This is a genomic window from Natronincola ferrireducens, assembly GCF_900100845.1.
GTDB classification, from domain to species: Bacteria; Bacillota; Clostridia; order Peptostreptococcales; family Natronincolaceae; genus Natronincola_B; species Natronincola_B ferrireducens.
Genome location: NZ_FNFP01000001.1, coordinates 101,393 through 126,587, shown reverse-complemented (window position 1 = coordinate 126,587; position 25,195 = coordinate 101,393). Strand labels below are relative to the sequence as shown.

The window sequence follows — 25,195 nt, the reverse complement described above, 5'->3', positions numbered from 1 at the left end:
TTATTGTATAAAATTTCTCCGTTTAATTCAATAAATGTAACAAATCGTAATATAGTAATTTTTTGGAATAAAAATGAAAAAGCTATGGATTCCCTCGGGGTTTGAGGAAATCCATAGCTTTTTGTAGTTAGACGGGGGACCAAAGGTCAACCCCTACGCAAGATTAAATTAAAAGATTTATCCGTGGCGGCTTTGGAGTTCTTGAAAAATATCCTCCAAAGGTACTTCCTTTTCTTTTAGTAGTACCAATAGATGATAGAGGAGGTCACTGGTCTCATAAATCAACTCCTCCTTAGCTGGGTTTTTGGCGGCGATAATAACCTCTGCCGTTTCTTCGCCGACTTTTTTTAGGATTTTATCCATCCCCTTATCAAAGAGATAGTTGGTATAGGAGCCCTCCTTGGGATTTGCCTTCCGATCCTCTATAATGCCATAGAGGTCCTGTAGTATTTGGGCCCTCCCTTCATTTTTTTCTGTGGTGTAGAGGTCATTATAAAAACAGGATTTTTCTCCCGTATGGCAGGCGGCACCTTTTTGTATGACTTCAATTAACAGGGCATCTCCATCACAGTCATATCGGATTTCCTTCACCTGTTGGGTGTGTCCAGAGGTGGCTCCCTTATGCCATAGCTCCCCCCTGCTGCGACTCCAAAACCAGGTTTCTCCTGTTTCTAGGGTTTTTGTCAGGGAGGTCTTATTCATATAGGCCAGCATCAGAACCTCTCCTGTGGTGGATTCCTTTATGATGGTGGGGATTAGTCCTTTTTTATCAAATTTTAGGTTTGTTAAGTCTTTTATTTTTTTCACCTGCTTTCTGTTGCTTTTAGGCGACCTAAGGTCGCCCCTACTAATGAGAATGAGTACATAAAAGCATAAGATCCTTTGCTTTGCTCAGATGACATTGTGGCTGCCCTCATGATGACAACTGCTAGGGGTTTGTTTTTATGGGTATGCCTTTTTCCTTTAAATAGTTCTTTAATTCCCCTATGGCCACTTCCTTAAAATGAAATAAAGAGGCCGCCAGTGCTGCATCTGCCTTTCCCTCGGTAAATACATCGTAGAAATCCTCGGAATTTCCTGCTCCACCAGAGGCGATGACGGGGATGCCTACAGCTTCACTGACCTGTCGGGTAATTTCTAGATCATACCCTCCTTTGGTGCCATCTCCATCCATACTGGTAAGTAGGATTTCCCCTGCCCCCAGCTTTTCTACTTCCCTAGCCCAGGCTACTGCTTCTAATCCTGTGTCCTCTTGCCCACCTTTGATATAGACGTGATAGCTCCCATCCCGTTGTCTTTTAACATCGATGGCCACCACCACTTGGGAGCCAAATAGTCTGGCACATTCTGTGATTAGCTTAGGATTTTTTACAGCAGCTGAGTTAATGGAAACCTTATCAGCACCACTTTCTAGAACCCGTCGAAAATCATCGGTGCTTCTGATACCTCCCCCCACCGTCAAGGGAATAGTAATCTCTTGGGCCGTCTTCTTCACCACATCCAGTAGAATGTCCCTTTCTTCATTGGAGGCGGTGATGTCTAAAAACACCAGTTCATCTGCCCCCTGTCGGTTATAGGCCTTAGCCACCTCCACAGGATCTCCTACATCCTTTAGATCCACAAAATTAATGCCCTTTACAACCCGTCCCTTATCCACATCTAGACAGGGTATGATTCGTTTGGTAAGCATTTTAACATCCCTCCTTTACCTTTTCTAAATCAATCTTTCCTTCATAAAGGGCCTTTCCTACGATGGCACCTGCCACGCCGATTGTTGATAGCTTTTGTAGGTCTTCCATAGAGGTCACTCCTCCCGAAGCGATTATATCTACCCTAGTTCTTTCCTGCAAATCCTGGATGCTCTCAAAATTGGGCCCCTTTAACATACCATCCCTAGCAATATCGGTATAAATAATGGTTTTTACCCCCATCTCCTCCATCTCAGCTGCAAGGTCTATGGCCCTCACTCCACTGGCTTTCGTCCATCCATCGGTGGCTACATAGCCCTCCTTTGCATCAATGGATACGATGATTTTCCTATCATATTTCTCCACCAGTTCCTTAAGAAATCCTTTATCCTCTATGGCCTTTGTACCTAAAATTATCTTCTCCACACCTATATCAAAGAGGACTTCTAGGGTTTGTTTGTTTCTTATGCCTCCCCCCACCTGTATGGGAATATCTACCGCCTCTAGAATTTCCTTAATCACAGAAAGATTTTTGGATATCCCTTGTAATGCCCCATCTAAATCCACAATGTGAAGGACTTCTGCCCCCTTTTCCTGCCACATTTTTGCCACATCCTTCGGTTGTTGAAAATAAATTTTTTCCTCTGTAAATTTTCCCTGTGTTAATCTCACACACTTACCCTCTTTAATATCTATAGCAGGATAAATTATCATGTTACCAGCTCCTTTTTACAACTGTCCTTTAGTAGACATTACCCCTTCTATTCTAGGGTCTAATCTAGTGGCAGTATCTAAGGCCCTGCCGAAGGCTTTAAAAATACTTTCTATAATATGGTGATTGTTTTTTCCGTAGGAGTTTTGGATGTGGAGGGTTATGCCTGCTTGAAAGGCTAAGGCTCTAAAAAATTCCTCCACCAGCTGAACCTCAAAGCTTCCCGTTAGTTCTCCATGAAAGGGGACATCATAATGGAGATAGGGTCTACCGCTGATATCCATCGATACCATAGATAAGGCCTCGTCCATGGGAGTAAAGGTGGTGGCATAGCGTACAATCCCCTTTTTTTCTCCTAAGGCTCCAGCTATGGCCTGACCTAGGACAATCCCTACATCCTCCACCGTATGATGGAAATCCACCTCCAAATCCCCCTTTGCCTTAATATGTAAATCCATGAAACCATGACGGGCGATTTGGTGGAGCATATGATCAAAGAAGCCAATGCCGGTGTGGATATTGCTCTGTCCCTTCCCGTCTAAATCCATCTCTATTTCTATCGTTGTTTCTGTGGTAGTTCGTTGTAGTATGTGTTTTCGGTTTTTCATGGTATCCTCCTTTTCATAGATTAAAACAACTGTCGTTGTTTTAATAGGTTAAGGTCAAGGTTGAGGTCAAGAAAAACCAAAACCTTGTTTCTGTCAAGGCAACATACCCCGTAAAGCATAGGATCCTTCGCTGTTGCTCAGGATGACATCGTCCTTTGTTTAATGGGCAGGCGTGAAAACCTCCCCCTACGACTAGACAGCTACTTCGGTGGTGACGTCCAATATCTCCTGTAGAAGCTTCAGCACCAGTTGGTTTTCCTCCTTGGTGCCAATGGTGATGCGAAGGCATCCAGCTAAAGGACCTTCCTCCCCAAAGTATCTTACCAGTACCTTATTTTCCAATAAGTAATTATACATCTCTTTTGCCTTATCCAGCCTACAGAGGAGGAAATTTCCATAGCTCTTATAGACCTTCATTCCCATGGCCTCTAGAGCTGTCCTCAGCTTTTCTCTCTCTTTAATAACCTCTTGAATTTCAGCTTCTATAAAACCCCTATTGTCTAGGCATACTTGGGCTGCCAGCTGGCTTATACTGCTGACATTGTAGGGGGGCTTTACTTTGTATAAAATCCCCATGATCCCCCTGCCTCCCGCAGCATAGCCTACCCTAGCCCCCGCCAAGCCATAGCCTTTGGATAGGGTCCTTAGGACAACAAGGTTCGGATAATAATTTACCAGATCTATTACCGTCTCTCCACAGAACTCATAATAGGCCTCATCTACTACTACAATGGCGTTGGCATATTCTATAATCTTAATCAGCTGCTCCCGTGGAATAATCCCCCCTGTAGGGTTATTAGGTGTAGTTAAAAAGATGACCTTAGGACTTTCTCTTCTGAGGGCCTTCATAAAACTGTAGAAATCAAAGGTGAAATCCTCCCCCAGCGGCACCTCCACCGTAGCTCCACCAGCTATTTGGGTGCTGAGTTTATACATACCAAAGGTGGGGGTGAGGGTTAACACCTTATCTCCTTCCCCTACAAAGCTATTGATAACAAGGGAGATCAACTGATCTGAACCACATCCCATCAAAAGCTGTTGGGGAGATAATCCCAATTCCCTTCCCAGTTGACCCCTTAACCGACAACAATCACTATCGGGGTATTGGTTGACCTTTAGCTCCATTAGGGCCTTAGCAATTTTTTGATTTAGCAAATAGGCTACGTTGTTGTTTTCATTGGCATCCAGCTTGATGGCATCTTGACATTCCTCCACCCTATAGGGTATAAGGCTTTTTACACTTTTCTTCACTAAGCTATTTATCATCATCTTCATACCTCACTTTTATAGAATTTTTATGGGCGGTTAAGCCCTCCTCCGCTGCCAATGTCATCACATCCTCCTTCACCTGTCTCAAGGCCTCTTGACTGTAGTAGATGACACTGGATTTCTTTATAAAGTCCTCCACTGATAGGGGAGAATAAAACTTGGCTGTACCACTGGTGGGCAACACATGGTTAGGTCCTGCAAAGTAGTCCCCAAGAGGCTCTGGAGTGTAGTGCCCCAGAAATATGGCCCCTGCATTTTCTACGGCATCCAACAGTTCAAAGGGCTTTTCTACACATAGCTCCAAATGCTCTGGGGCGATTTCATTGGCAAGGGCTACCCCTATCTTCAAGTCCTCCACCACCATGATTTTCCCGTAGTTTCTTAAGGACTTTTCTATGATATCCCGTCTTTCCAGCTGTTGCGTCTGTCGGATAAGCTCTTCCCTGACCTCCATCCCCAGCTTTTCACTGGTGGTGATCAGGAGGGCTGAAGCCATCTCATCATGCTCCGCCTGGGACAGTAAATCCGCCGCCACAAATTTGGGGTTGGCGGTTTCATCGGCTATTACCAAAACCTCACTGGGTCCTGCAATCATATCGATATCTACGTAGCCATAGACTGCTCTTTTGGCGGTGGCTACATAGATGTTGCCGGGTCCTACGATTTTATCAACCCTTTTTATGGATTCCGTCCCAAAGGCTAGGGCCGCCACTGCTTGGGCTCCACCGACTCTATAGACCTCCTTGACCCCCAGTTCCTTAGCCGCCACCAGTACCCCCGGAGAAACCTTTCCTTCCCTATCGGGGGGTGTCACCATGACAATCCCCTTTACCCCCGCCACTTGGGCTGGAATGGTATTCATTAAAACAGAGGAGGGATAGGCCGCCGTTCCCCCCGGGACATAGATTCCTACCCTGGCTATAGGGGTTACTTTCTGTCCTAGAAAAATTCCTTCAGAGGTGGTGAACCAAGAGTTCTGCCTTTGTCTCTCATGATAGCTTCTTATGTTGTCAATAGCTCTCCTTAAGGCTTGAATAAAATCCTCCTCCACCAGATTATAGGCCTCATCAAACTCTTCTTCCCTTACCCTCAGGCCCCTTTCCTTTAGATCTATCCCATCAAATCTTTGGGTATACTCCAATAGACCTGCATCCCCTTGAGTTTTTACAGCCTCCAGTATTTCCTCCACTGGTTTTTCGTAGTCTTTAAAATCCACAGTGGTCCTCTTCTTTAGTTCCTTAAAAAAGCTTTGATTTTCTTTTCCCTGCAATTTAATTATGTCCATCATCCCATCGCCCCCTAATTCACCTTTTCTCCCATAGCCTCTATTATGGTGGAGATCTCCTTTTTCTTTGTCTTGTAGCTCACCTTGTTCAATACCAGTCGGGCACTGAGATGGGCCACATCCTCCAGTATCACCAGTCCATTTTCCTTCAAGGTCTTTCCCGTCTCTACAATATCTAGAATAATATCCGATAGCCCCATTATGGGGGCCAGCTCCACCGAACCCTCCTGTCGAATAATCTCCACAGATTGACCCTTGCTGGCGAAGTGTTTCCTGGCTACATTGGGGTATTTGGTGGCTACCCTAAGATGTTTTTTCCCCAATCCATCCCCTAGTCTGCCTGCTATAGAAAACCTACATCCTCCAAATTTCAAGTCCATCACCTCATAGAGGGGTTTTTCCTGCTCCATCAATACATCCTTGCCTACAATCCCCATATCCACCACCCCATGCTCCACATAGGTGGGGACATCTACTGCCTTTAGGAGGATAACCTCTAGCTGATGGCTAGAAAGATGGAATACCAGCTTTCTACTGTCTTCCTTTAAAATCCTACAATCTATACCTATCTCCTCCAAAAGCCCTATACTATGCTTTGCCAATCGTCCCTTGGCAATAGCAATTTTTATGGTTTCCACAGCTTCAGCTCCCCTTCTTTATCTATCTCCATTACTTCATCTATTTTCCTTCGTTCCCTATAGACCTCTAGGGCTTTTTTATCCATTAGAAGACCTATCTCCACTATATTCCCCTCCAGCCGAAGTCTTTCAACTTCATTAGCTACTCTTTCATTGCCCTCCTCCTCTAGCAATAGGAGGATATGTTTTGTTTTCTTTATGTTTAGATTTTCTTGGATTTTTAGGGCCTTGGTGATCTTGTTGATGATAAAGGCAAAGCCTGTGGAGGGACATTCCATACCAAAGTCCTCCATCAATCTGTCATACCGTCCCCCACTGAGGAGAACAGCTCCTAAATCCCTAGTAAATCCTTTAAAGATAATGCCACTATAGTACTTCATGCTGGTGACCATGCCTAAATCCAGGGATATGTATTGACCTAATCCATAGTCCTCTATCATTCTACAAACCTTCTCCACCCCATGGACTGCCTCCAGCATAGCTTCTGTTAAAGGTAGATCCTTTGCCTCCCTTAGTACCTCCTGGGGTTCTCCAAAGAGTCTAGGAAGGGCCCTCAACACCTGTTGGGTAGCCCCATCGATGGCAAGGGTCTCCACCAATCTATCCACCTCAATAAAGCTTTTGTTTTCCATATGGTGGAGGATGGCTTCCTTTTCTTTTGGCGCCAGTTGGTGGGTTTCTAAAATACCCTTTAGCAGTTTTATCTGGCCTATATCGATTTGGAAGTTCTCCAGCCCAAGACTCCTTAGACTCTCTATGGCTGTAATGATAACTTCTCCATCTCCCCTATAGGAGTCCACCCCAAAGAGCTCCACCCCCGCCTGTCGGAATTCCCTCTTCTTACCCGCCTGTTCTTCATCAATCCGAAATACATTTTCCACGTAACAGAGCTTCAGTGGGTAGACAAAGTCCTTCATTTTGGTGGCCACCATTCTGGCTATGGGAATGGTGCAGTCGGGTCTTAGTACTAAAATTCCTCCATTGGTGTCGATCAATTTAAACATTTTATCCCCATTGTGGGTAAGATAATCCTTGCTAAAAAGATCATAATATTCTAGGGTGGGGGTGCTGACCTCCATATAGCCCGCCCTAAAAAAGTTCTCCATCAATATATTTTCAATGTGCCTACGATAAATACAGTCATCAATCAGCAGATCCTGTACCCCCTCCGGCACCAATACTTTTCTTGATTTCAATGAATTCTCCCCCCCTGTCACTTTAACACTTTAATTAATTAAAGTGTTAAAGTATAAAAGTATATGGCCACTATTTTAAACCTTATCCCCTCCTTTGTCAATAGCAATGAAAGAATTTTATTGTATTATCACTGTTACTATTTGAATTTAAAAAGCCAAGTAGCTCCCTATCCTATGGATAGGTCTACTTGGCTTTTAATCATTTTATTCGAAATTCCATACTTCCTTTAGGATCTACTGTTAAGGTGGAGTCATCACCTGACCTATCTCCCCCCCATCCCCTAAAGGTAGTTCCTTCCTGGGGGATGGCTGTTATGGTGATGGGTACTCCATGGAAGTAGGTGCCCCGCCAGGGTAGCTGAGAAGCATCTATAGAGATATTGTTGACCTTTACAGTCCCCTCCCAGCCTTCAGGGGCATCGATGGTTACTGTGGCCATTTCCTCTAAATTAAACTTTTCCATAATATGAAGACGAACATATTCTGGACGTTTTCTAGCAAAATTCCTAAGCCCCTCTACATTTTCATACCATTCCTCTATAGAGGAGGGATAGCCCCATCGCTTTATATGCTCCCCTATCTCTGGTTCATAGATGAACTGCATTTCATCAATCGCCTTTAAAACCCTTTCCTTCTGGAAGGTGGTATTTAGATGGTCAGCAAAGGTATTGATGAATTGATGCTGAAAATCCTGATTTTCTAAAAGCAATCGAAATAACAGGGTACTCCAGGACCAATCCCTGCCTCCCCATATACCGTTATGATTATAGTCTGGATCAGAGGCCATCTCTAGGGATCTAGTGTCATAATTGGTTCCCCAAAATCCAAAGGAGGCATCTAAGTCAAACACCATCCATCGCCACCTGCCATCATGACCATAGGGGGCGGTGGGATCGTAGGCCTCCGTCCGTTTTCGCCAATAATAGACATTGGTTTGGGGCCAATCGATGTTGGCAAAAAATATTTGAGCCACCTGATAATCTATAAAATTATCTACATCCATCATGGTGTGGGCCTGCTGATAATTCTCTGGAAGATTCATATCATTTTCCTCCATAAATGTCAGCATGTCCACAAAGTGGGCTTCATCCCCCTCCACCCCAGTATCTACCGACCACTGGAATTCAAGGATCACCACATCTTCCCTAGCTATACCATATTTAATTTCAAAATACCAATCATCGTACCGTTCCCGTATATTGTGGATACCCCAATATTCACCATTAATAAAAACAACGGCGGGGCGGTAGGCTTGGGTTTCAAAATTCATATCCTTAATAATTCCTTGGGCCAAGGCATCCAAAAACATGGTATTGCCCCATTCATTACCGGAATTCCTTAGAAGAAGTCGTTTATATTCCTCTATGTCACTGTCGGGAAATAGTTTATAGGAGATGGCGTTTTCTCCATATTCCCTTCTAGTATAGAGTCTGAGGGTTTTTTGAGGCTCCAGCCGGGAGGACCCACCATGAATCCTTACCCCAACCCTTTGGGAAAAGCCCAATTCTCCATGGGGCTCATAAAACTCCATAGAAGCTATCCTTTCCCATTCAGCCCCCTGTTGAAAGTAATTGCCAGTGATATAGGGGGGATTTGCCCCTTCATCGTAAAGGCTGCCTGGAACATAAATCCCCTTTTCTTCATCAAAGAAATTTTCCCTATCGGTGACAATAGAGATGACGGGAAAGGTATATCTATCCCCTATATCCTCATCCACCCAATAGGTATGGGTAACGATATCACCAATAGCTTCTCCATTCCTATAGGCCGCTGCCCTTACGACAGTGGCTTTAAAAACCTCCTCCATAGGAGGCTTCCATGTATTCCTAGGATTATAAACGGTGGTGGGGATATTGGATAAAATGTTGGCATCCCCTTTCCTGCTTCTTATGGGAATTCTTTCCCCATAGATATAGGTGTTGTGGGGATTTTGGATGGGGTCCGGTGAGGAACCATCTAATGTATAATAGATAACGTCATTTTTATCATAGGTAAACAGTCTTAAATAAAATTCTTCATCATAAAATCCTCCCCCTCGGGAAAATTGGGGGGATAAAAATATGGTGGATTTCCGTGTGTTTTCAACCTTTGTTACTACAGCAATCATGATGAGCAAAACAATCATCATTCCTATAAGGATTGCTACACTTGATCTTTTCCTCACTTTATAAACCTCCGTTAATCCATCAGCTGTTGATCCAATAGAATAGTAACATTTAAATTCCCATTTCTAGCACGGATATCATCGATTAAAGCCTTTTCAGAGACGGTATCACTGGTTCGGATAGAATATACCAGCTCAAACATCGTACCAAGATTGGTTGTCCTAACACTCAGCAAAGAATAGGCTTCTAGATGGGATTGTAACACATCATCAAATAAGCCCTCGAAATTCAGGTTTTCTGGGACAGTAATTTTCAAGGTTTTTTCCTTGCCCCTCTTGGAGCCATAATTAATATAATAAAGTCCATAAATCAGTCCACTTAAAATCATAACAAACACAGCAGCCGGTAAAAATAATCCTGCCCCTGCCGCCAGTCCTGCCCCCAATACAAAGAAGATAAAGGCAATATCCCTAGGATCTCCTATGGTGCTTCTAAAACGTATGATGGACAAAGCCCCTGCCAAACTAAAGGCTCTAGCAATGTTGCTGCCGATGGCCACGATAATGATGGAAATAACTACCCCAACAATAATTAGGGTTTGGGCAAAGGTTTGGGAATAATATCTTCCCCTATAGGTCTTAATATAGGTGTAGGAAATGATTAATCCTAAAAGAAAACTAATAAAAATGGTGACAACAACCTCCTTCAAGGTGGTTATTGTTCCTAGTTCATTCCACATAAATATGTCGTTTATCGTATCTATCACTACTAATTCCCCCTAAATAATATGCTTTTCTGGTACAACTATTTCTTTGTTACTATGGCTGTTGGAGTACTTTGAGAAGCTTTGCATAGCACAGCGATACTCACTTAAAATTCTAGCAAGCCATAGGGGCATTCTTTCCCTTAGCTTTACCTCCAACACAAAAACATCTGAATCCATAAATAATTCTCCATCACTTCCATTTTCTAAACGATAGTTGTATTCCCGCTTTCTCAAATTTTTATCAAAGGTAATACGGATATCGCTGTTTTCTATGGCTTGAAAGGCTTGACGTTCATAGCAAAGGACCATCTTTGGCTTCAACTGATAAAAGTTCTTTAAAAAGTCTATCTCCTTTAATATTTGATGGTTAGAAACCTCAAAGTCAAGGGAAGCCTTCAAGGTCTCCTTTTGGCTTAAAAAGCGATAGGCATCCTTCAATTTGATGAGGGTCCGCCTTTTGTTGACAACCCCCTTATGTTTTTGTTTGATTTCAAAAAAAGACCAATCATCTAAGGTTGCTTCATTATATACCCTTAATCGAAGCTTTTGACGGAAGGGCTGCCCCAACATTTTTTCCCGATGAAAAAGATTGTCCTCTGTATCATAGTAGATATTGGATATGGTATAATATCCCTCCTTATCCCCATGGACATCCATGGAAATGTGGGGTTTTAAAGCCTCTAACAATCGTCTGTAGATATCTTGGTGAATCAAATACTTTAATTCGTATCGATTAAATACTTCTTGGGCCATCCTTAAGCCCCCCTCCTAACTATTACTAGTCTTCCTCATAGATTTCTATACACTGCTGAATGGTTTTAGCCCTTCCAGATTTCAAGTATTTGATAAAGTGCTGTAGGGCACTGGAGTACCAATACTTTTGAGGGACAATACAGGTCTTTTCCAGTTCCTCAATGTTGGTATTAACCTTATCCTTCCATCTTGCAATTTCCGGCATTTTTCTGTATAGCTGCAACATAAAATAGACAACATTGACACAGATCTGCCATCCAAACCACCCTAACAACAACCATCCCCCTAGGGCTAGCCCATTTCTGTAGAGCATGTAGAGTATAAATCCTACCAATACATTATACTTTATAGGGATGGGATACGGCACCCTATAGGCCCTATGGATCTCTCCCTGTAGACCTTCTGCCTCCGCTACCTGGTGAAGGGAGGTTTCTAAAGCTTCTATCATTTCCTTTATCTCTAGGTTTTCCTTCGTAGACTTTTCCATCCTATCGAACCCCTCATCCTTAAAAACCTTAATTTTACCCATCGTCTATGATAATTTTCTATTTTATTTCCACAGATTTAAATCATTGTTAACATATATAGTATATCATCGACACCTTTTGTAGTAAAGTATAGTTTCTATACCCCTGATATAGGTTAAAGTCTATCAGGACTTTGTCATAATTTGATGAAAAATTCGGCAAATTTTTGAAGAAGGTATAGAACATTTGTTCGGCATGTGCTATAATAAAATCATTCACCGCTACTAAGGTGGTCCTAGGATTGGAAAAAAGTATAAAAAATAGGAGTTGATAGTAGTTGAAGTCCATAGAAAGCCTGTTGGAAAATAAAGAAAAAATCCTTTGTGTTTTACCTCTGTATGAAAAGGATCTAGGGAATGTTACCCAAATCATAACAGCCAATGGTGGAGAAGTTCTTCTTCCCCAATCCATAGAATCCGTCCTTAAGTCCATCTGTAGCTATTATTCTCTACATCTTAGACTCATCAGAAAAAAGCAGCAGCAGCTTTTGAACTGTAGATATTATACCCCCCTACCCCTTAGTTCTAGCCTTCTACTGTTCCCTATTAAAACCCGTACCCCTAAGATTAAAAATGATTCCTCCATTGGCTATATCAATTATTTTGCCCTTAAAAAAATGGACTACCCCCAGGCAGCCCTTCATCTTGAAAACAATCGTATTGTCTATAGCCTAAACAACGGTGACACCCTGAAAAAACGCTATAACCAAGCAGTTATTTGTAGCAAGTTATATAAAGAAACCCACGGTGGGGAGGAATATCTCCAGGAGGAAAAAACCCCTTATTTTTATCCCGTCACCCAAAGGGATATCGAACCTATCCTACGGGAGTTGGCGGCTATCCGGGGTATCTTGACGGGGATTTTGTCCTCTTTATAATCCCTATCTATCCAACACCCCCACCATTAAAAAAGTCTGCTCCTTAGTAACTGGAGTAGACTTTTTTAAAATAAACCACTAAAAATGTTAATCGTCCTAACAGCCCCCTGGCTTAGGGACATGACGATCAGCCCTGCCATGAGGTTTCCTATAAAGATTGCAGGAAAGGCCATCTTAAACCGTAGGTCTAAAAGAACGGAGGCTAAGGTTCCAGTCCAAACCCCTGTTCCCGGTAGAGGAATGGCCACGAACAAAATCAAACCCCAAAAGCCATACCGCTGAATCCGCCCGCTCCGCATCAAGGTTTTATCGGTAATCCTCTCGATAAAGCCTCTGAAAAACTTTAACTGCTTTAGGGCTTTAAAAATAGGTCTTATGGTAAAAATCAAAAAAGGTACAGGAAGAATACTCCCTATAAAGCTAATGATAAAGGCGTGGAGGGGGGACATTCCTAGGGATACTCCTACTGGTATCGCCCCCCTCAGCTCAATAATCGGCATGGCTGCCGTCAGCAATACCGTTAACTCAATTGTCATAATCTCGATAAATCTCCCTAAAAACCCCATAATATTTCTCCCCTTATTTCTTCTTAAATAATCCTAGTTTATTGTAACATAAAAAAACCCCCCAGGCTATCCCAAAGGGTTTTTTATCTTTAATAAAGACTATGCTAAATTTCGTTGTTGATACTTTATAAAAAGCTTGTGAGTCTCGTGGTTGGTGTCATCCTGAGCAATAGCGAAGGATCTAATGATGGTTGCTATAAACTAGGATCCTTCACTACGTTCAGGATGACAAAACCTCCAGCAGGTCTTATTATTATTTAGTTGAAAATCAACAGTGATATTTAACAGAGCCTTAGTAAAATAAGACATAGGAAGATCCTCCTATAGGTTATTTTACAGCTTCATAGACTTTTGCTATACCATATCCCCCCATAATGAAAAATAGGGGAATGGCTGGCTGTTGGTACCTAGACTGTACCTCTGTAACACAATGGATCAGCACAAAACCTATAAAGGTAATGATGATCAAATTATGATAATAGGTTTTCCTTACCCTCATGGCATAATAGCACCCTGCCACTGCAAATGCTAAAATCCCCATATAAAAGGTTTGGGAAAGGAGTCTTATATTTCGAGTATTGTCCCTGAGAAGGGCAGCAAGCCCCACTCTTTCCTGCTCATGCTGTAGGCTCCAATAAAAGGCAAAGCCATTGTCCACCCATATTCTTTCATATTTTTTCTCCATGAGGCTGATGACGGCTACAGGGTCCTCCAACCTCTTTTCCACCCGTAGCTTCATTTCTTCATTGACCTTTTCATAGTCAAAGTCATGGTGCTCTAGGATCATCCTATCCTCCATACTAAAGCCCCCAAAGGAGGCATGGTTAAAGCCAGCTAAAAATTTCCCGTAGGGGACATCCTCCTGCCATGTGGGTTTTTCATAAATATCCAGCATAACGATACTATAGTTGATGAGGAGGGTGACAACCATAAAGCCTGCCCCAATGATGGCAATGGTTTTGCTATTTCTTTTGATGTCTATTCCCTTATCCCCTTCAAAGAAGAGGATATATAATACAATTGCTGTAAGAAAGATGGGGGCTAGGGGTCGCATAAAGTGTCCCATCGCCATCATAGGACCTATGGTCCACAGATACCATTTAGACCCCTTCTCCCCATGATATAGGATGGCCATCAGGAAGGCCAAGTAAAACAAGGGAACCGCTATATTTTCAGAGGCCAGTACAGAATTGATCATAATGGTTGGGGAATAAATACTGTATAAAAAGGAAGCAATTCTGGCACTCTTTTCATTAAAGATTTTTTTTGTCATAAAGTAAAGGATTACAATCGTGATAACAGAGAAAACAACATTCAGCATCTTAGGTATCGCCAGGGATACACCAAAAATCCTATATAGGATGGATAGATAGAGGGTGTTGCCTACGAGATGGGGAAAGGTGTAGAGATACCCTCCCTCACCAAATTTCAGGGTAAACTCCCCTTCACTGGCGGAGGCTGCTAGGTAGTGCATACTGCCATAGTCACTGACGGGGGCAGTCCTCACCAGCATCACCCAAAGAAGTCTTAGTAGAAAGGAGAATACAATTAACCCAATTAAAAAGTTCTTCTCCTTTAACCGACCCCTCCCTTCATTTAGAAGGAAATGAATCCCCAACATAATAACCCCTATGGTGGCAATAAATAGTAGATTTATAGTGATGGGAACCTCGGCATAGATCATATTGGGCATCCGAACAAAGGTATAGATGAGGATAATAAAGGAAAACAACCCTATTCCAGTGATGGCAAAGATGGTATTTAGTCGCTGTCGTAGTGTATGGATAAGGTTATGAATAAGGTTTAAAAATTTAGTTTCTCCCATGTCTATCCTCCTTAAAGCTGATCCCTAGATGGACCAATGTAAATATGCTGGACTTCCACCCCAGCTATAGTTCCCCAGCTCCAGCCCTCTGGAATTTCCCCCATCGCCTGAACTCCTATGGTCAGCTGGGTTTGGGGAGTGGAGGCAACAAAGGAATACTCTAGCCCATTCCATCCAGTGAAATCCTCTCCCGTCATATCATGCTGCCATATTACCTCATCCCCTAATAATACATATTGGTGAAAAAGATTGGGATAAGGGTCACCGTGGTAGCTGTCATGGAGACTCATCCTTACTGTGTAGGCTTGTCCTTCTACTAGGTTGGTAAGGGGTAGTTCCATAGCAGCAAAGTCCCCCTGAAGGGGGTCCTCCTTAGGAAAGGTCAGTCTAACCCGCTCCTTGATTTCCCCAGCAAAGGCTAGGTTGGGGGAAATTCCCTCTGTTTCTGTATAAAAGATAGGGGTCCCTATATGGTCATTAATAGTTATATACTGGGTAAAGGCTGCAAGCTCCTCCTCAAGGGAGGTTTCCTTTCCAGCATGGTGGCTATTGAGCCAATGGATGGAAATCCCCGATAAGGCTATCAGCAGAACCCCTAAAACAGCTAATTTTTTTAATCCCATTACCATATCCCCCCAAAATGTACAATATCAACATCTATCTTTAACATAGTCTTTATTTAAAAGTCCATATTTTATTTAACGAATAATTATAAATCATGTTAAAGCCTATGGCGATGAATTGGGCTAGGACCTTGTTAATCAACAAATGGTCTACGGCCACATACATGATGATTAGGTTGATAATCATGGAGGAGAAGTAGACCAAGAAGAACTTCATAAAGGATCTAGCCTCCCGTGACCGTTTAAAAACAAAGGCTGTACTCAATAGATAGCCATTGACAATGCCGGCCCCATAGGCCAAGGTGCTGGCTGCCAGATAATAGACATCAGCCTTCAGCAGTATCCAATAGATCACTAGGGATACAAGGGTATTGGTACCCCCCACCATGCAAAATTTGATAAAATTAAGATGTTGGATAAACCTTCTTTTTATATAGGCTTTATCTATCATTTTCCCACTTCCCATAGATCCATCCGTTCCTCCGCCACCTTTTCTTCTCCTACCCCGATGGTTTCCTCTACAATGAATAGGGGACGCTTTCTAGTTTCATCAAAGTTTCTCCACAGATATTCTCCTAGAACCCCCAGGGTAATCAACTGGATGCCGGATAGTATTAAGACCACCACCATCAAGGAGGTCCAGCCCTGTACGGGAATATCATTGATGAATTTGTTGATAACGATGATGAGGGCCATTAGGAAGCCTAAGAAGGAGATAATAAACCCAAAGGTGGAGATGAATCGGATAGGGACATAGGAAAATGCTAAAAAGGAATCAATAAATAGCTTAATCTTTTTAGAGAGGGTCCACTTGGATTTTCCGATCTCCCTTTCCCTTCTGACATAGTAAATCTTTTCGGTTTTTAAGCCACACCACAGGATTTGTCCCATGAGGGTGGAGTTCTTTTCCTTCATACCCCGAAGGATTTCTATCACCTGTTTGTCGATTAAAAAGCAGTCAAAGCCCCCCTCTGGCATATTGGAGAGGGCATACTTCTTCATCCATCTATAGTAGGTGTTGGAAAGCTTCTTTTGGAGCCATCCCTCTTCACGATCCTCCCTTACGGCAAGGACCACCTTGTTCCCCTCCAGCCATTTCTCATACATGGAAACAATGATTTCCGGAGGATCTTGGAGGTCTGCCGATATGACAGTGGCACAGTCACCGGTGGCATAGCTCAGACCTGCTAAGATGGCTGTATGGGACCCGAAGTTCTTAGAAAGCTTGACCACCTTGATTCTCTTATCCATTTCCCTTAGCTTTATCAGTTCCTGATAGGAATTATCCTTAGAGCCATCATCCACAAATACAAGCTCCACGTGAAACAGCTTCTTATTTAAGATGGCTTCCCTTAGTTTTTCATAGAGGGAAGGAATATTCAGTTCATTATAATAAACGGGAATAACAATCGATAATTTCTTCATAATTAACCTCTTTCATTTAGCCTCTTTTAAATGCTACGCCCTAGAGTCTGTCATGCTGAGCACAGCCAAAGCTTCTATGAGCCTCTCTAGTCTGTCATCCTGAGCAATAGCGAAGGATCTTATCAGAGCCAAAAATCTACCTTTAAGATTCTTCGCTATGCTCAGAATGACAATCCTATTAGCATTTATACACTACATCCTATATCTCATTCAGCTTCCCACATATATACTCTACCTCTTTATCGGTCAGCTGAGGATACATAGGAAGGCTTAGAATCTCCTTGGCACACCTTTGGCTTACAGGAAAGTCCTTTTCATCATAGCCTAAATACCGAAACGCCTTCTGGAGGTGAATGTTGACAGGATAATGGATATAGGTACCTATCCCCTCTCCCTCAAGAAACTCCATAATCCTTTCCCGATCCTCCACCCTAATGACATAGAGGTGGTAATTTGTTTTATTATACTCCTTTATCCCTACCTTTTCAACCTTGGGGTTGGTAATGAGGGTATCATAGAGATGGGCTATTTCCCTTCTTCTATTGTTATATTCCTCAAGGTATGTTAGCTTTACCCTCAGTATAGCTGCTTGAATTTCATCTAATCTGCTGTTGATGCCCTTTGTGTCATGATAATATCTTTTCCTTTGACCGTAGTTCCTCATCATCATCAGCCTATTGTACAGTTCCTCTGAGTCAGTGGTGATGGCACCACCATCCCCATAGGCTCCAAGGTTCTTGCTGGGATAGAAGCTAAAGCAACCCATTGTCCCTAAGCTTCCCGCCTGACGATCCTTGTATCGACTGCCATGGGCTTGACAGGCATCTTCAATGACAGCTAAAGCATATCTTTCAGCAATTTCATTAATCCTGTCCATGTCACATATTTGACCATATAGGTGGACGGGCATGATGGCCTTTGTTTTTGAGGTAATCTTCTCCTCTATTTTATCTACATCTATAAGACAGGTATCTTCTTCAATATCCACCAATACAGGGGTAGCCCCCGCCATGACGATGGCGGTAATGGTGGGTACAGCCGTATTGTTGACGGTAATGACCTCATCCCCCGAACTAATATCTAGGGCCATAAGGGATAGGGCCAAGGCCTCCGTTCCAGAGGCACATCCTACAGCATAGTTGACACCACAATACTGGGCGAACTCTCCTTCAAAGGCTTCCCCCTCCTTCCCCAGTATAAACCACCCAGAGTCTAAGACCCTTTGTAGAACTCCATCAATTTCCTGTTTTAAGTCTTTATAATCTTTTTTCATATCTCCAAAAGGTATTTTCATGATTTCACCCCTCATTATTCAAAACTTTTTATCTTTTTCTCTGTTATATGTTTCTGTCAATTTTTGACTAAACAATGAAAAAAATTATTTAAGGTTTTGTCATCCTGTATAAGATCCTTCGCTGTTGCTCAGGATGACACCAATTGTAGTACCCAGCCGTTTTTATAAAATATCAACACTTATCCTTAACAAAGTCTATCCTTTAAATATCTCGAATCACCTTTGCTGGAACCCCCATCACAACCTTGTTGTCGGGGACATTTTTTGTCACCACTGATCCAGCCCCTACGACAGCATTTTCCCCTACTATTATTTGGGGAAGGATATTGGCGGCTGCTCCGATGGTGGCATTTTTCTTGATATGGGGTCCCCTTACATGCTGGTCACTGTAAGCTTCCCGCCCCATCGTATTGTCGTTGGTGGTGGCCACCAACACACTGATAAATACATCCTCTTCTATAATCATATCCCCGGTAATATGGGTATTATCCATGATCTTGGTCCTATCCCCCACCTTTGTGTTGTAATTGATACTGACATTTCTACTGATGAGGCAATCATTGCCAATGACACATTCCTCTCGAATGGAGCAATTGTCTCCTAGAAGAACCCTATCCCCTATTTTGGTTCCCGTATAGATGGTAACATGGGGACATAGTATGCTGTTTTCTCCAATCACTAGGGTTTCATACTGTTTCTTTAAGCTCCTAGAAACATTCCCTGGGGATGTGGGGGGTTTTCCTAAAACACAATGGTCATAGATTTCTGCCCCCTTTTTTATATGGGTGTTGGGATAGATCACCACATAATCATGGATGATTACATCTTCTTCAATTATAACATCCTGATGGATGATGGCTGTAGTGCTAATTTGTGCCCTAGGGCTAATGTCTGTAATTTTTTTCTCTTCCATCTTATCTAGCTCCTTTTTATCCTATAGATTCCTATATTTTGTCTGTCCTGTCATCCTGAACCCTCTCGCCTGTCATCCTGAACAAAGTGAAGGATCTGTTATGACTTTCCACTGGTGTTCTCTAAACCTTTATATAATATCAGTATTTAACAATTCATTGAACTCTTCATAGTCCCTAATATAATCCTTCTCCTCATAGTAGTCGGAGGCCAGTACCATCATGACGGTGTTTTCTTCAAAGTCAAACATCTCATGCCATACCATAGGACCCACATAAAGACCCTTATGGGGGGCATCTAGGGGAATCACATCCGTCTTTTCTCCATCCTCCACCTTCACCCTTACACTGCCCTGGAGACAAAACAGTACCTGCTCCAGCTTCCTGTGGGCGTGGAAGCCCCTGGGGATTTCGGTGGGAACATCATAGATGTAATATACCCTTTTGATGTCAAAGGGTATATTTTTATTGCCCTCTAGGGGGGTTAAGTAACCGACATCAGTTGATCCTATTCTATGGAATTCTATTAATCTACAATTTTTCATAGTATCTCTCCATCAATCTTATTCTCTATTGTTACCAAATTTAAAGGTTTGTTCTCGGTCTTTATACATTCTATCATAATACTTCCTATAATCACCACTGATGATTTTTTCCCACCAGTCCCTATTGTCTAGGTACCATGCTATCGTTTCTTCTATCCCCTCTTCAAAGGTATATTGGGGTTCCCATCCCAGCTCTGTAGTAATCTTGGTGTTATCAATGGCATATCTCCGATCGTGTCCTGGCCGATCCTTTACATATTTGATAAGATCCTGGGATTTTCCTAGGGCTCTTATAATCAATTTAACAATTTCTATATTGGCCTTTTCATTATTCCCTCCGATGTTGTAGACCTCTCCATCCTTCCCTTTGTGGAGGACAGCATCGATGGCTGTACAATGATCCTTCACATGGAGCCAATCCCTCACCTGCATCCCATCTCCATATATTGGAAGATCCTTTTCCTGCAGGCAGTTGGCAATCATGAGGGGGATCAGCTTCTCTGGAAATTGATAGGGGCCATAGTTGTTGGAGCATCGGGTGATATTGATGGGTAGGTCAAAGGTTTTATGATAGGCTCTTACCAACAAATCTCCACTGGTCTTGGAGGCAGAATAGGGACTGTTGGGGGCCAAGGAGGTTGTTTCTGTAAATAATCCTATTTTCCCTAGGGCTCCATAGACCTCATCGGTGGATACCTGTAGGTATTTTTCTATTCCATACTTCTTGGCGGCATCCAACAAAACTTGGGTTCCTATGACATTGGTTTCTAAAAACACCTTTGGATTTTCAATGCTTCGATCCACATGGGATTCTGCTGCAAAATTGATGATATAATCAATACCCTTACCGACAATCCCCTCCACAAGACTGCTGTCAGTAATATCTCCTTTAATAAAGGTGTAATTGGGATGCTCCTCTATATCCTTTAGGTTTTCTAGGTTACCCGCATAGGTTAACTTGTCCAGGTTGATGATCTCATATTCCTCATACTTCTCCAGCATATATTTAATAAAATTACTTCCGATAAATCCTGCTCCACCGGTGACCAATAAACGCTTCATATTTCTTTCCTCCTTTATCTACCTTCAGCAATACTTAGGAGATAGCTTCCGTAATCCGTCTTAGCTAGGGGTTCTGCTAATTTTAGAAGCTCCTCTTTGTTAATATAACCCTTCCTATAGGCGATCTCCTCTAAACATGCAATATAGAGACCCTGTCTCTTTTGAACCGCTTGGACAAAATTGCTGGCCTCCAAAAGACCACTATGGGTTCCTGTATCTAACCAAGCCATTCCCCTACCCAATAGCTCCACCTTCAGTTTATCTCTTCTTAAATATTCGTTGTTAACGGAGGTGATTTCAATTTCTCCCCTAGGGGAGGGCTCTATATTTTTAGCAATCTCCACCACATCATTATCATAAAAGTAAAGGCCGGGGACAGCATAGTTGGATTTAGGGTTTTGGGGTTTTTCTTCTATAGAGGATACATTGTTTTCTCCATCAAATTCCACCACCCCAAAATCTACGGGATTGTTGACATAGTAGCCAAATATAGTGGCTCCTTCCCTCCTATTGACAGCCCTCTCTAGAATAGGGGTAAATCCCCGACCATAGAAGATATTGTCTCCAAGAATTAATGCAACAGGGTCCGACCCTATAAATTCTTCTCCTACAATAAAGGCATCCGCCAAGCCCCTAGGCTCTTCTTGAACCTTATAGGAGATGTTGATTCCCATTTGCCCTCCAGAACCCAGTAGTTCTTCATAGGCCCCTATATCCCTAGGGGTGGAAATCACCAAAATATCCCTAATCCCCGCCAGCATCAAGACAGATAGGGGATAGTAGATCATAGGCTTGTCATATATAGGTAATAACTGCTTTGATATAGAACGTGTTATGGGATACAGCCTTGTTCCTGCCCCACCTGCTAGTATAATACCCTTCATGGTTAAAACTCCTTTTTCCTATTATTTTATCCTTCGGTGTATTGCTAAGACTCCCGCTACTTATAGGTGAAGAAACTAAGTGACCAACACGAAAGTTAAAAACCAAACTTTCGGTTGTCTACTTAAAGCGGGAGACCAAGCACTACATCCTCGAAGTAAATTCGGCTATAATTCAGAGGGCATAAAAACTCCCTCTGAATTAAGTCTCATTTTATCCTTACCAAAGGAATAGCCTGCTATTCCTATAGCTCCACTAACAATTGATAACTTGCTATCCTTCAGGACATGGATTGTTTATATATTATAAAGCAACATAAAAGCGGAGAAATCTCTCCGCTTTTATTTTATCATATTCACTTCTATTTCGGTATGCCCCTAATCATTGATAACGATAATTCTTGTGGCTATAAAGACATCATCATCATATCGCCCCGTAATAAAGACTTGATCCCTTCTATCTAAGTATCGCATGTCTATTTCCTTTCCTTTTTCGTCAAGAATTCTAGTGGAATTGTTGACATAGACAGGAATTTCTTCATATTTTCTAGCATCTGTATTATAGACCTTCACGATGATTCTATTAATATTGTCATGAAAACGTACAATTTCACCATCGAAGCTATTTCGTCGCTCAATTTTCTTACCCTCGATAGTGATAATAACGTTACCCTGTAGCTCCAGCTCTATATTGTAGTCCACCCTTAAGTCATGGAAGGTAGCCCTCTCATCATCTATATAGACGCTGACATTGGTGTCCACCTCATAGGTAACTTCTTTATCTTCTTTCCCTACTATGGTAATCTTGTTGGGGTTGCCAAATACGATAGATTGTATAACCCCTTCATCTTCTCTTTTAACATTGATAGAGGTGGCTTCAATATAAGTAACCTTATCCTTCTCTATCGTGACCTCTATAATGTCACCCCGTACTAAATCCTCTAGGTTCCTTCTTCTACCATCCCTTCTTACTGCCACATATTCGTCTAGTTCAAGCTCCCGTACTTCATTGTTGGCTATTCTTATTCTAATAGTGTAAGGATATCTGGCAAAATTTACAGAGGACTCTAATAATCCTGTTGTATCCCTTAGTTTCGTATCGGCTATAATTTTAATTGCATTGTAGCCATCATAGGTTACTGTTACTTGATGGTCTTCCTTCAAGTCTTGTAGACCTACAGTTTTTCCATCCAGCTTTATTTCCACATTTTCAGTAGTATATACTCTAAAGACCCTTCTCCTATCACTGCTGTAGCTATCATTTCTAACAGTTATGGTACCATAGATGTTACCGATGGTGGTACTTTCCACAACTCCCTCATATTTATTGTCTGAGGGATTTACTTCTATCTTAATTAGTTCATCGTCTTCATTAAAAACCAAGTTAGCTTTTTGATCTCTAGCTAGGTTAGTAATACTTCTTTTTACCCCATTTATAGTAACCTCGGTGTTACTCTCCACTGTATACATTTCCACCCGATAATCATTGTCCCATACATAAATCGTTCTATTGTCTGCTGATATAATGGTACGGGACTTTGTTGTGGTTTTAGGCTCTGCTGGTGGTGTAACCTCCACTATAATCTCTGACTTTAACACATCATAGGTACTGGAGGACATAGCCGCCATTTGAGCCCTTGTGATGGTGTTATGGGGATTGAATCGATTGTTGTTATCTCCCGATATAATTTTATGCTTCACCAGTAACCCTACGTAGGGTAGGGCTTCACTGCTAATAATTTCTCTATCTATGAAGTTAACGGCTACTGTAGTATCCTTTGGCAAGTTTCCTTCCAGTGCCCTTCCTAAATAAACAGCCACCTGTTGTCTAGTAGCATTTGTCTGTTGGCTTCCATTCATCAGTCCAGCCAGTTCACTTCCTGGTAAAAGGCTATGCTCTAAAGCGTAGGCCACAGCTTGATGGGCCCATGTAGGGACACTATTGGAAACCATTACTGATTTATACTTTTCCGTATAATTCTGGGTGGACTTTAGCTTTCCACTGGCAGCTAAAGTATTGTAAATCATCTGTAGTGCCTGGGGCTTTGTTACAGAAGCATCGGGCATAAAGATAGGATTTCCGCCTTCGTCCAGCATCCCACCGATGATTTTTTTCTCCGCCATTCTAGTAATATGCTGTCGAGCCCAATGGGTTCCACTTACATCCCTAAAGGGTGTGGAGGCAAAGCTTGTCATAGTAGTGCTTACAAGTAACAACAATGTTATGGATAGAATGAGTAATTTTCTAGCTTTTTTCATTTATTAGTCTTCCCCCTCATTTTTAAATTATATGACTATATTATTCTATATATTTCCATGAAATCCTTTATATTTCTACAAAATTTTCTTTAATAGGAAATATTATCTAGATAGTCTTGTCTTAGGATAGGGATAATCTGTTGTCTCATATCTTTGGGTAAATCTTTTAACTTTACATCCTCTAGTTCAGTAATTCTTACAGTTTCATAGTCCATTAACTTGGCTAATTCCTTTACTGTTAGACTGGCATTTTTTCTTAACTCCTTGATGGTTTTGTTACGGTTTTGTAGATAAAATAGCATTTTAAACCTCCTTGGCTTTGAATATCTATATCCTATCTATAAAAAAGGCTATGTTAAATTTCATTGTTGATTTTAGACTGAATTGTAATTTTATTATAAGTGTTAGAGACTTGTCATCCTGAACGCAGTGAAGGATCTAACTCTTTAGCTCTAAAATTAAGATCCTTCGTTATCACTCAGGATGACTGCATCCTAGAACCTCTATATTTTTTCAAATATCAACATTTATCATTAACAGAGCCATAAAAAAAGAACAGCTTAGTTGCAGCCATCCTTGAAAATATGTTTGTATTGCTTTCTTATATCTATTGATAATCTGGAGGAAGATTATAAAGCTATATTAAACTCAAATTCAGTTACTTCATTGCTACCATCGTTATTAATTAACTGTAGGTATAATGATAGGTTTTCTGTATCTGGGTCAATTTCAGGAAACTTTATCCATCCAGAGGTTCTTTGTTCATTTCTAATGTCATGGTACCATCGGTCATCAATAGGGTTTACAATATTTGTTAATTTTTCCTGGGTATAGACTCTCCCATCTACCTCCAGCTTAGCGGTGCTTTGTCTTAGTTGTATAGGCGTGTTACTTCTTCCTTCTATTTCTAGGTATACAGTGGTTGCTTTGTTGTCTAAAACTACGGTGGTTAGCATTACCTGGGCTTCAGGGGATATCTTGGTTAGAGGTAATGCTTTATAATCTTTTTTAGGTTGAGGCTTTTCCTGTGGCTCATCCCTTTGATCATCGGTTGCTTCCTCTGTTTTTTCATCATAGGTAATATAGATACTATGGGTTTTTCCATCCCAATCCACCTCAGCTCCTAATTCCTCAGCAACAAATCTTGCAGGTGTATAGGTCCTACCTTGATAGGTTAGAAGGTCATAGCCTTCAGGAAGACTTTTTGCTTCTCCGTTGAAATACATAGTAATATGATTGGCAAGGGAAGCAGTAATAGATGTGTTGCTGGCAGAGGCTACTGCAGGTATCATCAGCATCATACCAATGATGATTCCTAAAGCCAATGTTCCTACTTGCTTTGTTATAGGGTATTTCTTTTTCATAGAACTACACCTCCAT

At 41.8% G+C, this 25,195-nt stretch carries 26 protein-coding genes; 1 reads left to right on the top strand and 25 read right to left on the bottom strand.

All coding sequences use genetic code 11. The features are described 5' to 3' along the window. Positions 1-177: 177 nt before the first annotated feature. The 12 genes from hisIE to BLS22_RS00520 all read right to left on the bottom strand — a co-directional run bounded on the left by hisIE (position 178) and on the right by BLS22_RS00520 (position 11,507). Entirely contained in the window at positions 178-807 is a 630-nt protein-coding gene (gene hisIE / locus BLS22_RS00575) for a bifunctional phosphoribosyl-AMP cyclohydrolase/phosphoribosyl-ATP diphosphatase HisIE (RefSeq protein WP_208974647.1), read from the bottom strand. A 121-nt stretch (positions 808-928) separates the two neighbouring features. Beyond that, positions 929-1,690 (bottom strand): imidazole glycerol phosphate synthase subunit HisF, encoded by a 762-nt coding sequence (gene hisF / locus BLS22_RS00570; RefSeq protein WP_090548797.1) that lies wholly within the window; start codon positions 1,688-1,690, stop codon positions 929-931. A gap of 1 nt (position 1,691) precedes the next feature. Then, positions 1,692-2,402 carry a 1-(5-phosphoribosyl)-5-[(5-phosphoribosylamino)methylideneamino]imidazole-4-carboxamide isomerase gene (gene hisA / locus BLS22_RS00565; protein ID WP_090548794.1) on the bottom strand — a complete coding sequence of 237 codons (711 nt, stop codon included), beginning with the start codon at positions 2,400-2,402 and terminating at the stop codon, positions 1,692-1,694. Between the two features lie 15 nt (positions 2,403-2,417). Further along, entirely contained in the window at positions 2,418-3,008 is a 591-nt protein-coding gene (hisB, locus tag BLS22_RS00560) for an imidazoleglycerol-phosphate dehydratase HisB (RefSeq protein WP_090548791.1), read from the bottom strand. Between the two features lie 192 nt (positions 3,009-3,200). Beyond that, positions 3,201-4,277 carry a histidinol-phosphate transaminase gene (gene hisC, locus BLS22_RS00555; protein WP_176761987.1) on the bottom strand — a complete coding sequence of 359 codons (1,077 nt, stop codon included), beginning with the start codon at positions 4,275-4,277 and terminating at the stop codon, positions 3,201-3,203. Beyond that, positions 4,264-5,565, bottom strand: a complete 1,302-nt coding sequence (gene hisD / locus BLS22_RS00550) for a histidinol dehydrogenase (protein ID WP_176761986.1) — start codon at positions 5,563-5,565, stop codon at positions 4,264-4,266. The genes hisC and hisD overlap by 14 nt, the downstream gene beginning before the upstream one ends. An 11-nt stretch (positions 5,566-5,576) precedes the next feature. Then, positions 5,577-6,200, bottom strand: a complete 624-nt coding sequence (gene hisG / locus BLS22_RS00545) for an ATP phosphoribosyltransferase (protein ID WP_090548785.1) — start codon at positions 6,198-6,200, stop codon at positions 5,577-5,579. After that, positions 6,188-7,396, bottom strand: a complete 1,209-nt coding sequence (gene hisZ, locus BLS22_RS00540) for an ATP phosphoribosyltransferase regulatory subunit (protein WP_176761985.1) — start codon at positions 7,394-7,396, stop codon at positions 6,188-6,190. Before hisZ ends, hisG begins: the two co-directional genes overlap by 13 nt. A 199-nt stretch (positions 7,397-7,595) precedes the next feature. Next, positions 7,596-9,560 carry a CotH kinase family protein gene (locus tag BLS22_RS00535; RefSeq protein WP_090548780.1) on the bottom strand — a complete coding sequence of 655 codons (1,965 nt, stop codon included), beginning with the start codon at positions 9,558-9,560 and terminating at the stop codon, positions 7,596-7,598. A 14-nt stretch (positions 9,561-9,574) separates the two neighbouring features. Next, complete coding sequence (locus BLS22_RS00530; protein WP_244269424.1) at positions 9,575-10,267, bottom strand: DUF4956 domain-containing protein; 693 nt, start codon at positions 10,265-10,267, stop codon at positions 9,575-9,577. Between the two features lie 12 nt (positions 10,268-10,279). Next, on the bottom strand, positions 10,280-11,020 hold the full coding sequence (locus tag BLS22_RS00525) for a polyphosphate polymerase domain-containing protein (protein WP_090548777.1): 741 nt from the start codon (positions 11,018-11,020) through the stop codon (positions 10,280-10,282). A 25-nt stretch (positions 11,021-11,045) separates the two neighbouring features. Then, on the bottom strand, positions 11,046-11,507 hold the full coding sequence (locus BLS22_RS00520; RefSeq protein WP_090548774.1) for a hypothetical protein: 462 nt from the start codon (positions 11,505-11,507) through the stop codon (positions 11,046-11,048). Between the two features lie 317 nt (positions 11,508-11,824). Between BLS22_RS00520 and BLS22_RS00515 the strand changes: the two genes are divergently transcribed. Next, entirely contained in the window at positions 11,825-12,424 is a 600-nt protein-coding gene (locus BLS22_RS00515) for a hypothetical protein (protein WP_090548771.1), read from the top strand. Positions 12,425-12,489: 65 nt separating this feature from the next. Here the strand turns inward: BLS22_RS00515 and BLS22_RS00510 are convergent, their stop codons facing one another. From BLS22_RS00510 to BLS22_RS00450, 13 genes are all read right to left on the bottom strand, one after another. Next, positions 12,490-12,990, bottom strand: coding sequence for a COG2426 family protein (locus BLS22_RS00510; RefSeq protein ID WP_090548768.1), 501 nt, complete (start codon positions 12,988-12,990; stop codon positions 12,490-12,492). Between the two features lie 328 nt (positions 12,991-13,318). After that, on the bottom strand, positions 13,319-14,815 hold the full coding sequence (locus BLS22_RS00505; protein WP_090548765.1) for an ArnT family glycosyltransferase: 1,497 nt from the start codon (positions 14,813-14,815) through the stop codon (positions 13,319-13,321). Between the two features lie 11 nt (positions 14,816-14,826). Continuing rightward, positions 14,827-15,438 (bottom strand): hypothetical protein, encoded by a 612-nt coding sequence (locus tag BLS22_RS00500; protein WP_090548762.1) that lies wholly within the window; start codon positions 15,436-15,438, stop codon positions 14,827-14,829. Between the two features lie 52 nt (positions 15,439-15,490). Next, entirely contained in the window at positions 15,491-15,889 is a 399-nt protein-coding gene (locus BLS22_RS00495; protein ID WP_176761984.1) for a GtrA family protein, read from the bottom strand. After that, entirely contained in the window at positions 15,886-16,863 is a 978-nt protein-coding gene (locus BLS22_RS00490) for a glycosyltransferase family 2 protein (RefSeq protein WP_090548756.1), read from the bottom strand. The genes BLS22_RS00495 and BLS22_RS00490 overlap by 4 nt, the downstream gene beginning before the upstream one ends. A 199-nt stretch (positions 16,864-17,062) precedes the next feature. Next, positions 17,063-18,157, bottom strand: coding sequence for a DegT/DnrJ/EryC1/StrS family aminotransferase (locus BLS22_RS00485; protein WP_090548753.1), 1,095 nt, complete (start codon positions 18,155-18,157; stop codon positions 17,063-17,065). Positions 18,158-18,359: 202 nt separating this feature from the next. Continuing rightward, positions 18,360-19,070 carry an N-acetyltransferase gene (locus tag BLS22_RS00480; protein WP_090548750.1) on the bottom strand — a complete coding sequence of 237 codons (711 nt, stop codon included), beginning with the start codon at positions 19,068-19,070 and terminating at the stop codon, positions 18,360-18,362. A gap of 129 nt (positions 19,071-19,199) precedes the next feature. After that, on the bottom strand, positions 19,200-19,613 hold the full coding sequence (locus BLS22_RS00475; RefSeq protein ID WP_090548748.1) for a sugar 3,4-ketoisomerase: 414 nt from the start codon (positions 19,611-19,613) through the stop codon (positions 19,200-19,202). Between the two features lie 18 nt (positions 19,614-19,631). After that, positions 19,632-20,675: a dTDP-glucose 4,6-dehydratase gene (gene rfbB, locus BLS22_RS00470; RefSeq protein ID WP_090548744.1), complete on the bottom strand. Its 1,044-nt coding sequence runs from the start codon at positions 20,673-20,675 to the stop codon at positions 19,632-19,634. Between the two features lie 14 nt (positions 20,676-20,689). Next, the gene (gene rfbA, locus BLS22_RS00465; RefSeq protein WP_090548741.1) at positions 20,690-21,559 is read right to left on the bottom strand and encodes a glucose-1-phosphate thymidylyltransferase RfbA; all 870 of its coding nucleotides are present in this window, start codon (positions 21,557-21,559) and stop codon (positions 20,690-20,692) included. 375 nt (positions 21,560-21,934) lie between these two features. After that, positions 21,935-23,815, bottom strand: a complete 1,881-nt coding sequence (locus tag BLS22_RS00460) for an S-layer homology domain-containing protein (RefSeq protein ID WP_090548738.1) — start codon at positions 23,813-23,815, stop codon at positions 21,935-21,937. A gap of 89 nt (positions 23,816-23,904) precedes the next feature. Further along, positions 23,905-24,117: a hypothetical protein gene (locus BLS22_RS00455; RefSeq protein ID WP_090548735.1), complete on the bottom strand. Its 213-nt coding sequence runs from the start codon at positions 24,115-24,117 to the stop codon at positions 23,905-23,907. Between the two features lie 327 nt (positions 24,118-24,444). Beyond that, positions 24,445-25,179, bottom strand: coding sequence for a copper amine oxidase N-terminal domain-containing protein (locus BLS22_RS00450; protein WP_176761983.1), 735 nt, complete (start codon positions 25,177-25,179; stop codon positions 24,445-24,447). Between the last annotated feature and the right edge of the window lie 16 nt (positions 25,180-25,195).

Excerpts from the sequence above, each read along its gene's own strand:
- hisF (WP_090548797.1), bottom strand. The coding sequence starts at position 1,690 with ATGCTTACCAAACGAATCATACCCTGTCTAGATGTGGATAAGGGACGG.
- rfbA (WP_090548741.1), bottom strand. The coding sequence starts at position 21,559 with ATGAAGGGTATTATACTAGCAGGTGGGGCAGGAACAAGGCTGTATCCC.
- BLS22_RS00525 (WP_090548777.1), bottom strand. The coding sequence starts at position 11,020 with ATGGCCCAAGAAGTATTTAATCGATACGAATTAAAGTATTTGATTCAC.
- hisC (WP_176761987.1), bottom strand. The coding sequence starts at position 4,277 with ATGATGATAAATAGCTTAGTGAAGAAAAGTGTAAAAAGCCTTATACCC.
- BLS22_RS00510 (WP_090548768.1), bottom strand. The coding sequence starts at position 12,990 with ATGGGGTTTTTAGGGAGATTTATCGAGATTATGACAATTGAGTTAACG.
- BLS22_RS00485 (WP_090548753.1), bottom strand. The coding sequence starts at position 18,157 with ATGAAAATACCTTTTGGAGATATGAAAAAAGATTATAAAGACTTAAAA.
- BLS22_RS00505 (WP_090548765.1), bottom strand. The coding sequence starts at position 14,815 with ATGGGAGAAACTAAATTTTTAAACCTTATTCATAACCTTATCCATACA.
- BLS22_RS00495 (WP_176761984.1), bottom strand. The coding sequence starts at position 15,889 with ATGATAGATAAAGCCTATATAAAAAGAAGGTTTATCCAACATCTTAAT.
- hisA (WP_090548794.1), bottom strand. The coding sequence starts at position 2,402 with ATGATAATTTATCCTGCTATAGATATTAAAGAGGGTAAGTGTGTGAGA.
- BLS22_RS00450 (WP_176761983.1), bottom strand. The coding sequence starts at position 25,179 with ATGAAAAAGAAATACCCTATAACAAAGCAAGTAGGAACATTGGCTTTA.
- rfbB (WP_090548744.1), bottom strand. The coding sequence starts at position 20,675 with ATGAAGCGTTTATTGGTCACCGGTGGAGCAGGATTTATCGGAAGTAAT.
- BLS22_RS00455 (WP_090548735.1), bottom strand. The coding sequence starts at position 24,117 with ATGCTATTTTATCTACAAAACCGTAACAAAACCATCAAGGAGTTAAGA.
- BLS22_RS00460 (WP_090548738.1), bottom strand. The coding sequence starts at position 23,815 with ATGAAAAAAGCTAGAAAATTACTCATTCTATCCATAACATTGTTGTTA.
- BLS22_RS00490 (WP_090548756.1), bottom strand. The coding sequence starts at position 16,863 with ATGAAGAAATTATCGATTGTTATTCCCGTTTATTATAATGAACTGAAT.
- BLS22_RS00475 (WP_090548748.1), bottom strand. The coding sequence starts at position 19,613 with ATGAAAAATTGTAGATTAATAGAATTCCATAGAATAGGATCAACTGAT.
- hisB (WP_090548791.1), bottom strand. The coding sequence starts at position 3,008 with ATGAAAAACCGAAAACACATACTACAACGAACTACCACAGAAACAACG.
- hisD (WP_176761986.1), bottom strand. The coding sequence starts at position 5,565 with ATGATGGACATAATTAAATTGCAGGGAAAAGAAAATCAAAGCTTTTTT.
- BLS22_RS00520 (WP_090548774.1), bottom strand. The coding sequence starts at position 11,507 with ATGGAAAAGTCTACGAAGGAAAACCTAGAGATAAAGGAAATGATAGAA.
- BLS22_RS00500 (WP_090548762.1), bottom strand. The coding sequence starts at position 15,438 with ATGGGATTAAAAAAATTAGCTGTTTTAGGGGTTCTGCTGATAGCCTTA.
- BLS22_RS00480 (WP_090548750.1), bottom strand. The coding sequence starts at position 19,070 with ATGGAAGAGAAAAAAATTACAGACATTAGCCCTAGGGCACAAATTAGC.